Origin of the sequence: Sphingomonas abaci (genome assembly GCF_014199625.1) — a bacterium.
GTDB lineage: Bacteria > Pseudomonadota > Alphaproteobacteria > Sphingomonadales > Sphingomonadaceae > Sphingomonas > Sphingomonas abaci.
In genome coordinates this window covers 430,597-443,281 of the sequence record NZ_JACHNY010000003.1, presented here as the reverse complement: position 1 = coordinate 443,281, position 12,685 = coordinate 430,597, and the positions used below count along the sequence as shown (strand labels likewise).

At 69.5% G+C, this 12,685-nt stretch carries 13 protein-coding genes and 1 tRNA gene; 9 read left to right on the top strand and 5 right to left on the bottom strand.

Features of this window, described 5'->3' with window-relative positions; genetic code table 11:
- Nucleotides 1-118: 118 nt before the first annotated feature.
- From GGQ96_RS09740 to GGQ96_RS09720, 5 genes are read left to right on the top strand one after another with little or no spacing between them, the layout of a single operon-like run.
- On the top strand, nucleotides 119-469 hold the full coding sequence (locus GGQ96_RS09740) for a lipoprotein (protein WP_184114058.1): 351 nt from the start codon (nucleotides 119-121) through the stop codon (nucleotides 467-469).
- Nucleotides 466-669: a hypothetical protein gene (locus tag GGQ96_RS09735; RefSeq protein ID WP_184114056.1), complete on the top strand. Its 204-nt coding sequence runs from the start codon at nucleotides 466-468 to the stop codon at nucleotides 667-669. The genes GGQ96_RS09740 and GGQ96_RS09735 overlap by 4 nt, the downstream gene beginning before the upstream one ends.
- Entirely contained in the window at nucleotides 666-1,625 is a 960-nt protein-coding gene (locus GGQ96_RS09730) for an aldo/keto reductase (protein ID WP_184114054.1), read from the top strand. The genes GGQ96_RS09735 and GGQ96_RS09730 overlap by 4 nt, the downstream gene beginning before the upstream one ends.
- Nucleotides 1,622-2,584 (top strand): cation diffusion facilitator family transporter, encoded by a 963-nt coding sequence (locus tag GGQ96_RS09725; protein ID WP_184114052.1) that lies wholly within the window; start codon nucleotides 1,622-1,624, stop codon nucleotides 2,582-2,584. The genes GGQ96_RS09730 and GGQ96_RS09725 overlap by 4 nt, the downstream gene beginning before the upstream one ends.
- Nucleotides 2,585-2,592: 8 nt before the next feature.
- Nucleotides 2,593-3,177: a hypothetical protein gene (locus GGQ96_RS09720; protein WP_184114050.1), complete on the top strand. Its 585-nt coding sequence runs from the start codon at nucleotides 2,593-2,595 to the stop codon at nucleotides 3,175-3,177.
- Nucleotides 3,178-3,184: 7 nt separating this feature from the next.
- Here GGQ96_RS09720 and GGQ96_RS09715 read toward each other — a convergent pair whose 3' ends face one another.
- The gene (locus GGQ96_RS09715; protein WP_184114048.1) at nucleotides 3,185-3,583 is read right to left on the bottom strand and encodes an MAPEG family protein; all 399 of its coding nucleotides are present in this window, start codon (nucleotides 3,581-3,583) and stop codon (nucleotides 3,185-3,187) included.
- Between the two features lie 95 nt (nucleotides 3,584-3,678).
- Nucleotides 3,679-3,754, bottom strand: a tRNA-Ala gene (locus GGQ96_RS09710).
- Nucleotides 3,755-4,032: 278 nt separating this feature from the next.
- Here GGQ96_RS09710 and GGQ96_RS09705 point away from each other — a divergent pair.
- Entirely contained in the window at nucleotides 4,033-5,490 is a 1,458-nt protein-coding gene (locus tag GGQ96_RS09705; RefSeq protein ID WP_246360371.1) for a DUF2171 domain-containing protein, read from the top strand.
- 127 nt (nucleotides 5,491-5,617) lie between these two features.
- Complete coding sequence (locus tag GGQ96_RS09700; protein ID WP_184114046.1) at nucleotides 5,618-6,604, top strand: NADP-dependent oxidoreductase; 987 nt, start codon at nucleotides 5,618-5,620, stop codon at nucleotides 6,602-6,604.
- Between the two features lie 42 nt (nucleotides 6,605-6,646).
- On the opposite strand, the gene ypfJ is transcribed toward GGQ96_RS09700, so the two are convergent.
- Complete coding sequence (gene ypfJ, locus GGQ96_RS09695; protein WP_184114238.1) at nucleotides 6,647-7,570, bottom strand: KPN_02809 family neutral zinc metallopeptidase; 924 nt, start codon at nucleotides 7,568-7,570, stop codon at nucleotides 6,647-6,649.
- A 116-nt stretch (nucleotides 7,571-7,686) separates the two neighbouring features.
- Here ypfJ and GGQ96_RS09690 point away from each other — a divergent pair, with 116 nt between their 5' ends.
- On the top strand, nucleotides 7,687-8,472 hold the full coding sequence (locus tag GGQ96_RS09690) for a 3-hydroxybutyrate dehydrogenase (RefSeq protein WP_184114045.1): 786 nt from the start codon (nucleotides 7,687-7,689) through the stop codon (nucleotides 8,470-8,472).
- Nucleotides 8,473-8,542: 70 nt separating this feature from the next.
- Here GGQ96_RS09690 and GGQ96_RS09685 read toward each other — a convergent pair whose 3' ends face one another.
- Complete coding sequence (locus GGQ96_RS09685; protein ID WP_184114043.1) at nucleotides 8,543-9,832, bottom strand: homoserine dehydrogenase; 1,290 nt, start codon at nucleotides 9,830-9,832, stop codon at nucleotides 8,543-8,545.
- Nucleotides 9,833-9,981: 149 nt separating this feature from the next.
- On the opposite strand from GGQ96_RS09685, the gene GGQ96_RS09680 reads away from it, so the two are divergent.
- Entirely contained in the window at nucleotides 9,982-11,946 is a 1,965-nt protein-coding gene (locus GGQ96_RS09680) for an OPT family oligopeptide transporter (protein WP_184114041.1), read from the top strand.
- Here GGQ96_RS09680 and GGQ96_RS09675 read toward each other — a convergent pair.
- Nucleotides 11,922-12,575 (bottom strand): trimeric intracellular cation channel family protein, encoded by a 654-nt coding sequence (locus GGQ96_RS09675; protein WP_184114039.1) that lies wholly within the window; start codon nucleotides 12,573-12,575, stop codon nucleotides 11,922-11,924. The genes GGQ96_RS09680 and GGQ96_RS09675 overlap by 25 nt on opposite strands.
- Between the last annotated feature and the right edge of the window lie 110 nt (nucleotides 12,576-12,685).

Below are 12,685 nucleotides of genomic sequence, written 5' to 3'. Positions count from 1 at the left end.
CGCCATCAACATATAAAGATATCTTTATATGCGGTCAATCGATGGATCGAAGCGGAGCCAACTCCTTTCACCGGCGTTACAATCGGCCGTTATCATGACGTGACAGGGAGTGTAGTCCATGAAGAAGCTGATCGTCCCCGCCATCGCCGCCCTCGCGCTCGCCGCGTGCAGCCAGAATGCGCAGGATCAGACCGCGCAGGCCGGCGACGCGATCGCGAACGATGTCAGCACCTCGACCCGCAACGCCGCCGAGAATGTCGACGCGTCCACGGACCGCGCGCTGAACTCGGCCGAGCGGTCGATGGACAATGCCGGCGCGAAGGCGGACCGCAGCCTGGATCGCGCTGGCGATTCGATCGAGAATGGCGCGGATCGGGCCGGCCGGGCGATCGACCGCGCGGCGGACCGCGCCGCCGACGCCACCGGCAACACGCTGGTCAAGGCCGGCGAAGCGCTGCGCGACAAGTGACGCGACAGCGGGCGGCAGGCGTGGCGGCGGTGGCCGCTCCGCTGCTCGCCTGCCTCACGCCCGGCTGCTCGGCAGGGACCGAGCAGCCGGGCGCGCTGTCGGCGGACCGGAATGCCCAGCTCAACGACGCCGCCGCCATGCTCGCAAACGACAGCGTCACGCTGGATGCCGTGACCGCCAACCGACAGGACCAGCCATGACCGATCCGGCCCCCGCCCCCCTCCGCCGCCTGGGGTCGACCGACCTGAAGATCGCGCCATTGGTGCTGGGCGGCAACGTGTTCGGCTGGACCGCCGATCGCGAGGCGAGCTTCGCCGTGCTCGACGCCTTTGTCGCGGGGGGCGGCACGATGATCGATACGGCGGACGTCTACTCCGCCTGGGTCGACGGCCATCGCGGCGGCGAGTCCGAGACGGTGATCGGCGAATGGCTGCAACGGTCGGGCAAGCGCGATTCGGTGCTGATCGCGACCAAGGTGGGCATGCTGCCCGTCGATGGCGAGGGCCTGTCCCCCACCAATATCGTCGCGGCCTGCGAAGCGTCGCTGCGCCGCCTCGGCACCGACCGGATCGACCTCTATTATGCGCACAGCGATGACGAGACGGTACCGCAGGAGGCAGCACTGGAGGCGTTCGGCCGGCTCGCCCAGGCCGGCAAGATCCGGGTGCTCGGGGCGTCCAATTTCACCGCCGCGCGGCTGAAGTCGGCCAATGATCGGGCGCTCCCCGCCGGCCTGCCGCGCTATCACGTGCTGCAACCCGAGTATAATCTGGTCAGCCGCCACAAGTTCGAGGGCGAATTGCAGGATTATGCGGTGACCGAGAATATCGGCGTCCTGCCCTATTACGGCCTCGCCTCCGGCTTCCTGACCGGCAAGTACCGGACCTCTGCGGATTTCGGCCAGAGCCCGCGCGGCGGCCGGATGGGCGAGATGCTGGCCAAGCACGGCGCGATGCTGGCCGCGATGGATCAGGTCGCGGCGGAGACCGGGGCCAGCCTGGCGCAGATCGCCCTCGCCTGGCTGATCGCACAACCCGGGATCACCGCACCGATCGCCAGCGCCACCAAGGTCGCCCAGGCCGAGGAGCTGCTCGGCGCGATGACGCTGACTTTGGACAAGGACCAGCTCGACCGGCTGACCGTCGCGGGCGCATGAGCGATTTGCTGTCGCGGGTCCGCGACAACATCGTCCTGTACGGCGCGCTCGCCGCCAATCTGGGCATCGGCATCGCCAAGTTCGTCGCGGCCGGGATCACGGGCTCCTCGTCGATGCTGACCGAGGGGGTGCATAGCTGCGTCGACAGCCTCAACCAGGTGCTGTTGCTCTATGGTCAGAAACGGTCGCGCCGCGCACCCGACGCGGCGCATCCGTTCGGCTATGGGCGCGAACTGTATTTCTGGGCCTTCGTCGTCGCCATCCTGATCTTCGCGGTTGGCGCGGGCGTGTCGATCTACGAGGGCTGGCTCCATATCCGGGAGCCCGAGGAGTTGACCGATCCGACGGTCAATTACGTCGTCATCGCCATCGCTTTCGCCCTGGAGGGCACGTCCTGGACGCTGGCGATGCGCGAGTTCGCCGGCGCCAAGGGCGAGGCCGGCTGGTGGCAGGCGGTGCGCGAGTCGAAGGACCCGGCCACCTTCATCGTCCTGTTCGAGGATTCGGCGGCGCTCGCCGGCCTGCTGGTCGCGGGGATCGGCGTCTGGGCCAGCCATGCGCTGGGCGACCCACGTCTGGACGGCATCGCTTCGATCGTGATCGGCGGCATCCTGGCGGCGGTGGCGGTGCTGCTGGCGCGCGAGGCCAAGGGGCTGCTGATCGGCGAGCGGGCCGACCCGGCGACGATCGCGCGCATCCGCCAGATGGTCGGGGCGCATCCCGGCATCAGCACGGTCAACCATGTCCGTACCGTCCATACCGCGCCGGATGCGGTATTCGTGGCGATCAGCGCCGATTTCGACGACGCGCTGACCATGGGCGAGGCCGAGCCACTGGTGGAGCGGATCGAGGCCGAATTGCGCGAGACGTTCCCATCCCTGAAGTCCATCTACATCCGGCCGGAGCGGCACGACGATGCCCCCGCCGGCTTCGCCCCGCCCCGTTCGCCTGGAAGGTAGCCCGCCTCATGCCGATCCTGCGCCGCCTGCTCCTGGCCCTGCTGTTGGCGATCGGCACCGTCCAGCCTGTCCAGGCGGCGATCACCATGACCTTCTGGAGCCATGAGCTGGGCAATGAATTCCCGCACGCCTTCTTCGCGCTGCGCGGCGTGCCCGATGCGGGCGGCTCGCCGGTCGACGTCAATTACGGCTTCACCGCCCGGTCGCTGACCCCGGCCATCCTGTTCGGCACGGTGCGCGGCCGGCTGGATCTCGCCACGCCCAGTTATATGCGACGCAGCGACGTGCAGTTCAGCGTGACGCTGACCGACGCGCAATATGCGGCGGTGCTGGCCCTGGTGCGCGAATGGGGCGAGACAGGCGATACCCGCTACAATCTCAACCGTCGCAACTGCGTCCACTTCGTGCAGGAAGCAGCCCGACGCGTGGGGCTGACCGGCACCGACCAGCCCGCGCTGATGAAGAAGCCGCGCTCCTATCTGCGGGCGGTCGCCGCGGCCAATCCGGGCCGGGTGGTCGTGCTGAACGTGCATGGCCGCGACTGGCTAGACACTTTGCCCGCCCTGCCCGGCGGCACGGCCGCCACGCGGTAGCGCCGGGTCAGAGAAGCTGCACGAGCATCAGCAGCAGGCCGAGCGCGGACACCAGCCAGGCCAGGCTGCGGACATATTTCACGCCGCCCAGATAGAGCGGGATATAGGCGATGCGCGCGCCGAACCAGATCCACGCGCCGATCTGGCTCCAGCCACCGCTCCGTCCGGTCAACGTGACCGCCAGCGCCAGCGCGATGAAGGCGGGCCAGGTCTCCTGAAAATTCGACAAGGCCCGCTGCGCGCGTCCGGCGAGTGGCCCCAGGGGCTTGGCATCGCCATCGCGTGGGCCCGCATTCCAGTCCAACCCCCGATCGCGGGTCGCGGTCTGGCCCTGCACCATGATATGCACGAACAACAGGACCACGGACCAGCCAAGTAGCTGGATTTCGACAGGCAGGGGAATCATGCATGCACCTCGTTCAACCGTCACGGCAACGTGCGGGCGGGATCGGGGTTGCGATGGCGGCGAGTCTCAGACGCGAGACGAAGGACCGGGGCGGGTGGTGGAGCTGAGGGGAATCGAACCCCTGACCTCTGCAGTGCGATTGCAGCGCTCTCCCATCTGAGCTACAGCCCCGCACCCGTCCGGATCGGCCCCGGCGTCGTGCCGGGAGCGCCGCCTTTAGCGGGCGTTTTCCGGGTATGCAACAGCCTCCTTCGTCGAAATGCGCGGGACGACCGAAATATCTGCGGATGACCCGTTCAAGCAGGAGAGGCGACCAGCCGCCCCGCCGATGCGGCCGGCATTGATGAAAGCTCGGACATTGAGGAACATCAATTCGGACGGTCCGTTTTCCCCTCCGGACCCGCGATCGCGTTTCAGACGCGACCGGAACCGCAGGATGATGGAGACCCATGATGGTATATGAGCGTTACCCGCGAGGCTATCAGTCGGACTCGGATTACGGCAGCGGACGCGACTACACTTATTCCAGCGCACGCGAATATGCGGCCGCCGGCCGCCTCGGGCGGAACGATCAGCGCGACGACCGATATGGCCGGAACGAGGACGGCCGCCAAGGTTATGGCGCGCGCGGCTATGGCGACCAGAGTGGTCGCCGCGACGACTACGGTCAGCGCGGTGCCTATGGCCAGTCGCAGAGCGGACGGGATTCGCATTATCGCGATGGCGAGCGCGGCGCGTTCGGGCTGCGCAACGATGATGATCGCAGCGCCTATGGCGCGCGCGACCGTGGCAACTCCAGCTATGCCGGCAATTATGGCGGACGCGACCAGTCCAGCTATCGCGGCGACGGGAACCGTGGCGACTGGCGCCAAGATCGCGGCGGATCGTCCGAATACCACGGCTCCTATGCGCATGACGGCCATCGCTTCCTCGACGTGGGATCGCACGCGCACGATGACGACGATTACTACCGGGATCGCTCGGCGTCGCGCGACGGCCGCGACCAGCGTTACGGCCGCGAGCAGGGCTATAATCGCGAGCAGGGCCGGGACCGCGATCGGAGCCAGGGCCAATATGGCCGCCAGCCCCAGGGCTATGACTATGAGGAGCGTGGCTTCCTGGCGCGGGCCGGGGATGAGGTCCGTTCCTGGTTCGGCGACGACGAGGCGGAGCGCCGTCGCGAGGCGGATGCCCGTTACGACGAGCGCGCCTATGGCGGCGACGATCGCTACGGCCAGCGCAACCATGACGCCGACTATCATAGCTGGCGCTCCAGCCAGATGCAGTCGTTCGACCGCGACTATGCGGAATATCGCCGTGAGAATCAGTCGAAGTTCCACAACGAGTTCTCGTCCTGGCGCAGCAACCGTCAGACCCAGCGCGACTCGTTGGACAAGGTGAAGGAGCATCAGGAGGTTGTCGGCAGCGACGGCAGCCATGTCGGCACCGTCGACAAGGTGCGCGGCGACCGCATCATCCTGACCAAGAATGACAGCGACGCCGGCGGCCGCCACCATTCGATCCCGTCGAGCTGGCTGACGAGCGTCGACGACAAGGTCACCCTGTCCAAGACCGCCGACGAAGCCAAGAAGGCGTGGCGCGACGAAGAGAACAATCAGGCCATGTTCGGCCAGAACGACTCCTATCAGCGCGACGATCGCTATGGCTCGGCCCAGGCGGGCGGCCGCAACCAGGGGTCGACTGGCTACGGCTCGAACTATGGTTCGTCCAGCCAGTCGGGCACCGGTTCGACGGCATCGTCCACCACCGGCTCCACCGCCGGCACTGGCGCCAGCTCGTCGGGCACGGCGACCACGACCGGCGGTTCCTCGCTGTCGTCGGGCACGACCGGCGGTGATTCGACGACTGCGGGCAGCCTGAACAAGGGCGGCACGACCAGCTACTAAGTCGCGAATTTCGACGGACGCTACGGCATCCGTACCCATGCCCGGACGCGGCCCGCCGCGTCCGGGTTTTTATTTGCGTGGCGCTTCCGCCCACGTCATGCGTTGGAAAACATCAGGAGAATTGCCGATGCCTCGTGCCTGGACCCTCGTCGCCCGACCACAAGGAACGCCCCGGCAGAGCGACTTCGCGCTGGTCGACCAGCCCGCGACGCCGCTGGAGGACGGACAAGTCCGCGTCGCCAATCGCTGGCTGTCGGTCGACCCCTATATGCGCGGTCGGATGAACGACGTGAAAAGCTATGTCCCGCCGTTCAAGCTCGACGCGCCGATGGAGGGCGGCGCGGTCGGCGAGGTGATCGAGAGCCGGGCCGAGGGGATCGAACCGGGCCAGTGGGTGCTCCATATGCTCGGCTGGCGCGACGAGGCGGTCGGCCCCGCCGCCGCCTTCACGCCGCTGCCCGATCTGGGCGCGCCACCCCAGGCGTTCCTGGGCCAGCTCGGCATGCCGGGGATGACCGCCTATTTCGGGCTGCTCGCCGTCGCCGAGGCCAAGCCGGGCGATACGGTCTTCGTCTCGGCTGCGGCTGGCGCGGTCGGCTCCACCGTGGTGCAGGTCGCCAAGGCCAAGGGGATGACCGTGATCGGTTCGGCCGGCGGCGCGGAGAAGGTCGAATGGGTCCGCTCGCTCGGTGCCGATGCGGTGATCGACTATAAGGCGGGGTCGATCGTCAAGGCGCTGGGCGAGGCCGCGCCGGAGGGGATCGACGTCTATTTCGACAATGTCGGCGGCGACCATCTCGATGCGGCGCTGGCCCATGCGCGGCCGCGCGCGCGCTTCGCGATCTGCGGCATGATCGACGTGTACAACGACGCCAAGCCGACCCAGCTCAAGTATCTGGCGCGGCTGATCGGCAACCGGGTGACGATGCGCGGGTTCATCGTCAGCGACCATATGGGCCGCGCCGCCGAGTTCCACCGGGACATGGGCGCGATGCTGGCGGACGGGAAGCTGCGCAGCGAGGAGACCGTGCATGACGGCCTGGAGGCGATGCCCGACGCCTTTCTCGGCCTGTTCAGCGGCGGCAACCGGGGCAAGATGCTGGTCCGGGTGTAAGGAAGGCCGGCCCCGCCCCTCTCCGGGCGGGGCCGTTCCGGTTCAGATGGCGCCCTTGAACGTGTCGCACTGGGCTGGATCGCCCGTCTCCAGTCCGCGCCGCAACCAGGTCATACGCTGCGCCGAGGTGCCATGCGTGAAGCTGTCGGGCATGACCCGGCCGCTGGATTCCTTCTGCAATGTGTCGTCGCCGATCGCTTGAGCGGCGGTCATGCCTTCCTCGACATCGCCCGGTTCCAGGCGGTCGCGATTGGCGGCGGCCCAGACGCCGGCATAGCAATCGGCCTGCAACTCCAGCCGGACCGAGGCGGCATTGCCCTCGCGCTCCGAGGAGGAACGCTGGATCCGCTGGACCTGGTCCGAGGTGCCGAGCAGGTTCTGGATGTGATGGCCGAATTCATGCGCGATCACATAATCCTGGGCGAAATCGCCCTTGGCGCCGAAGCGGTTGGCCAGTTCGTTGAAGAAGCTGGTGTCCAGGTAAATGCCTTGGTCGGTCGGGCAGTAGAAGGGGCCCATCGCCGCCTGCGCCGCGCCGCAGCCAGACCGGCCGTTGCCGCCATAGAAAACCAGACTTGGCGCCTGGAAGCGCTGGCCCGATTGCGCGAAGATCGTCGCCCAGGTCTTCTGCGCCGAGCTGAAGGCGTTGCAGGCGGCGCGGCTGTCGGCGTTGACGGTGCACGCATTCTGAGCGGCGGTCCCACCCTCCCCGCGCGGCTCGCTCTGGCTGACCCGGGGCTGGGACGTCCCGCCACCGCCGCCGACCAGCGAGCCGAGATTGCCGAGCCCCCCGAACACCGCGAGCAGGATGAGCACCACGACGATCCCGCCGCAGCCGAAGCGACTGCCGATCAACGGCAACAGGCCGAAGATCAGCCCGCCGCCGCCACCCCCGCCGCCAAAGCCGCCACCCTGGCCGCGCTGGTCCTCGACATTGATATTGGGATCGAAATCGTCCAGCCGCATGGCCATCCCCGCCTTTTCGTTGCGACCCTGAAATGCTCGAGGGGCGGTTCGGGGTCCATCCGCCGGTTGATCCGGGCTGCGCCCGATTGCACAAGGCGCGGCGAAGGAGAATCGGCATGTTCCTGACCGGCAAGACCGCGATCGTGACGGGATCCACCTCGGGCATCGGCTTGGCCTATGCCCGCGCGCTGGCGGCGGCGGGCGCGTCGGTCGTCCTCAACGGGTTCGGCGACGCCGACGCGATCGAGGCGATCCGTGTCGAACTGGCGGCGACGAGTGGCGCGGCCGCGCTCTACGACCCCGCCGACATGCGCGAGCCCGACCAGATCGCCGCCCTGGTCGAGCGGGCGATGGCGGAGACGGGCGGGTGCGACATCGTCGTCAGCAATGCCGGCATCCAGCATGTCGCGCCGGTCGACCAGTTTCCGGTGGACAAATGGGACGCGATCCTCGCGATCAACCTCACCAGCGTCTTCCACATGATGCGCGCGGCGATCCCGCACATGAGGGCAAAGGGCTGGGGCCGGATCATCTCCACCGCCTCGGCCCATTCGCTCGTCGCCAGCCCCAACAAGGCCGCCTATGTCGCCGCCAAGCACGGCCTGGCGGGGCTGACCAAGACGGTGGCGCTGGAGGTGGCGCAATGCGGCATCACCGTGAACTGCGTCTCGCCCGGCTATGTCTGGACGCCGCTGGTCGAGAACCAGATCCCCGACACGATGACGGCGCGCGGCCTGACCCGCGACCAGGTCATCGCCGACGTGCTGCTCGCCGCGCAGCCGACCAAGCAGTTCGTCACCCCCGAACAGGTCGCGGCGTTCGGCCTGTTCCTGTGCCGGGACGAGGCGGCGGCGATCACCGGCGCCAACCTGACGATGGATGGCGGCTGGACGGCGGCCTGACCTGTTCGCGCCGCCAGCCTGACCGCTTGAGGGGCTGCCATCCGTGAGGCTGGCCAGCCCCCCCTGGGCCTCACCCCAGCAACGGCATCCAGAGCGGCTGCCCCGCGATGCTGGACGAACCCCGCAGCCGCTCCAGCGCCTGCGCGACGCTGCGCTCCGGTCCCTCATGGGTGACGATCGCGACCAGCGCGCGACCATCGGCGGCTACGCCGCGCTGGATCAGGCTTTCGATCGAGACGCCGGCATCCCGCATCGCCGCCGCGATCTCCGCCAGCACGCCGACGCGGTCCTCGACGGTGAAACGCAGATAGGCGCGGCCGCGCCGCTCGCCGCTATCCGCGACCGACGCCGCACTGAGCGACCCCGCCGGCATCGCGAAGGCCGGGCCGAACTCGCCACGCGCGATGTCGATCAGGTCGGCGACCACCGCGCTGGCGGTCGGCCCCTCGCCCGCGCCCGCGCCCTGGAACAGCAGACGGCCGACGAAATTGCCCTCCGCGACGACCGCATTGGTCGATCCGGTGACATGCGCCAGCGGGTGGTCGAGCGGCACGAGATGCGGATGGACGCGCTGGAACAGGCCCTGCGGACCCGCCTCCGCCACGCCGACCAGCCGGACCCGGTGGCCGAGCGCCGCCGCCTCCGCGATGTCCGCGCCCAGCACATGGCGGATGCCGTGCACCGCCACCGCTCCGAACGCCGGCTGCGACCCGAAAGCCAGGCTGGCGAGGATCGACAATTTATGCGCGGCGTCGATGCCGTCGATGTCGAAGGTCGGGTCGCTTTCCGCATAGCCCAGCGCCTGCGCCTCGCTCAGCACCTCGGCGAAGTCGCGGCCCTCGGCCTCCATCTTGGACAGGATGAAATTGCAGGTGCCGTTGAGGATGCCGTAGACGCGGCCGATCTCGTTCGCCGCCGCGCCCTCGCGCAGGCCCTTGATGACCGGGATGCCACCCGCCACCGCCGCCTCGAACTTCAGGGCTGCCGATCCGCGTTCGGCGGTCTCGGCCAGCTCCAGCCCGTGATGGGCGAGCAGCGCCTTGTTGGCGGTGACAAGGTGCCGCCCGGCCGCCAGCGTCGCGCGCGCCAGCGTCAGCGCGGGGCCGTCCGAGCCACCGACCAGCTCAACCACCACGTCGACCTCGTCCAGCGTGGCGAGCGAGGAGCTGTCGTCGACCCAGGCGAAGCGCGACAGGTCGATGCCGCGGTCGCGGGTGCGGTCGCGGGCGGAAACGGCGACGACCTCGATCGGCCGGCCGGCGCGGCGCGCGATCAGGTCGCGATTGGCGTCGAGCAGCTTGACCACCCCGCCGCCGACCGTGCCCAGCCCCGCCAGTGCCACCCGCAATGCTTCCGCCATCGTCCGCCCCTTCGTCTGTCCGGCTTGTAATCGAGCAGCCCGCCTAGCGAAGTCCGCTCGCCACGTCAGCCCCGCCGGCGGATACAATATCGCGGGCGGCGGCGAGGAATGCTTGCCGCACCCGCCTCGGCTGCGGCATGTTGCGCGCCATGGCCATTTCTCCCCCGCCCGCAGCCGGGCGTCCGGTCGCGGAACTCACCGTCCGCGGCATCCTGCTCGGCGGCGTCATCACGCTGCTGTTCACCGCCGCCAATGTCTATCTCGGCCTCAAGGTCGGGCTGACCTTCGCCACCTCGATCCCCGCCGCCGTCATCTCGATGGCGGTGCTGCGCTACCTGCCCGGCGCGACGATCCTGGAGAACAACATCGTCCAGACCGTCGCCTCGGCGGCGGGCACGCTGGCGGCGATCATCTTCGTGCTGCCCGGCCTGGTGATGATCGGCTGGTGGCAGGGCTTCCCCTATCTGACGACGGCGCTGATCACCGGCACGGGCGGCATATTGGGGGTGATGTTCTCCGTCCCCCTGCGCCGCGCGCTGGTGCTCGACACCCCCCTGCCCTATCCCGAGGGCCGCGCCGCCGCCGAGGTGCTGAAGGTCGGCGCCGGCAGCCGCGAAGGCGCGGCGGAGAGCGCCCGGGGCCTGTGGGTCATCATCTGGACCGCGCTGAGCTCGGCCGGCTTCGCCATCCTGACCCAGACCAAGCTGGCGGTCGCGGAGGCCGCCCTGTGGTTCCGCGCCGGCAGAGGCGCGACCGGCATCGCCGGCGGCCTGTCCTTCGCCCTGATCGGCGCGGGACATCTGGTCGGCCTATCGGTCGGCGTGGCGATGCTGGCGGGGATCGTGCTCGGCTGGTGGATCGTGCTGCCGATCCTGACCGCCGCTGCGCCGATGCCCGCCGCCAGCGTCGCCGAATGGGCGGGCACGGTGTTCCGCAATGACGTGCGCTTCTTCGGCGCGGGCGTGATCGGGGTCGCGGCGATCTGGACGCTGCTGCGCATCATCGGCCCGGTCGCCGCCGGGATCCGCTCCGCCCTCGCCGCCTCGCAGGCCCGGCGCGGCGGCGCGGTGCTGGACGTGACCGAGCGCGACCTGCCGATCGGCCTGGTCGCGCTGCTCGCGCTGGCGACCCTGGTGCCGATCGCCGGCCTGCTCTGGTCGGTGATCGCGGGCGGGCCGCTGGCGGGGTCGGAGGTGCTGCTGATCGGCGGCGCGCTGCTGTTCGTGCTGGTCATCGGCCTGGTGATCGCGGCGGTGTGCGGCTACATGGCGGGCCTGATCGGCGCGTCCAACTCGCCCGTGTCGGGCATCGGGATCCTCTCCGTGCTGGCCGCCAGCCTGATGCTGGTCGGGCTGTTCGGCCGGGGCCAGCCTCCCGAGACGACCCAGGCGCTGGTCGCCTATGCCCTCATCGTCACCGGCATCGTGTTCGGCGTGGCGACCATCTCCAACGACAATCTCCAGGACCTGAAGACCGGGCAACTGGTCGGCGCGACGCCGTGGAAGCAACAGGTCGCGCTGATGTTCGGCGTCGTCTTCGGCTCGCTGGTCGTGCCGCCGGTGCTCAACTTGCTGGGATCGACGCTGGGCTTCGTCGGCGCGCCGGGGGCCGGGCCCAACGCCCTCGCCGCGCCGCAGGCCGCGCTGATCTCGGCGCTGGCCAAGGGGGTGCTGGGCGGCAATCTCAACTGGGCGATGATCGGCTGGGGCGCGGTCGCCGGCGCGGTGGTGATCATGCTCGACGAGATGCTGGGCCGCGCGGGCAAGCTGCGCCTGCCGCCGCTGGGCGTCGGGTTGGGCGTCTACCTGCCCATGGCGGTGACGCTGCCCGTGGTCCTGGGCGCGGTGATCGGCGCGCTCTACGACCGCTGGGCCCGGCGCCAGGCCGACCCGGAGGCGGCGGAGCGGATGGGCGTGCTGGCGGCGACCGGCATGATCGTGGGCGAAAGCCTGTGGGGCGTGGCGTTCGCCGGGTTGGTCTATGCCACCAACAGCGATGCGCCGATCGCGCTCGTCGGCGACTCGTTCGAGCCGGTCGCGCTGGGCGGCGGCACGATCCTGTTCCTGGCGCTGGTCGCCCTGCTCTACCGCTACACGCGCGGCGTGGCGCGATAGGCGGGTAGCGCCAGCTTCCACCGGATCGCGGCGGCGCGCAAGGAGAAGCCGAGCAGCGCCGCCACCGTCGCCGCGACGCCCGTGCCGACACCCAGCGCCTGGAGCGTGACGAAGCTGGTCGAGGACAGGGCGGCGGCGGTGACATAGAGTTCGGGCCGCATCAGGATCGATGGCTCGCCCGCCAGCACGTCGCGGATGATGCCGCCCACACAGGCGCTGACCACGCCCATCACCATCGCCGGCACCGGCGGCACGCCGTGGCCCAGCGCCTTCGCCGCGCCATAGACGGCATAGGCCGCCAGCCCGACCGCATCGAGCCAGGCGAGGGCCGAGCCGGACCACCAGCGCCCCGGCGTCACCCAGATCGCGATGGCGAGGCCGATGCACAGCGCCGCGACATGCGGATCGCGCACCCAGAAGACCGGCGCACCGATCAGAAGGTCCCGCACCGTGCCGCCGCCCACCCCGGTGATGAGCGCGAAAAAGGCGAGCGTGACCAGCGTCTGCCCCCGCCCCGCCGCCGCCAGCGCTCCGGAGGCGGCGAACACCGCCAGCCCTGCCATGTCGAGCCACCGCGCCGCCGCGGGCAGGACGAGGGCGGCATCGGGCAAGGGAACGGGCGGGATCATGCCGGTCCTGTAGGACGGATCGCACGGCGGCGCGCCTGATTCGGCGGCAAAAGGATGTTTAGGGCCGCTGACGCCATGCCGCATGGCAGCACTCCGCCACCCTCCCCTGT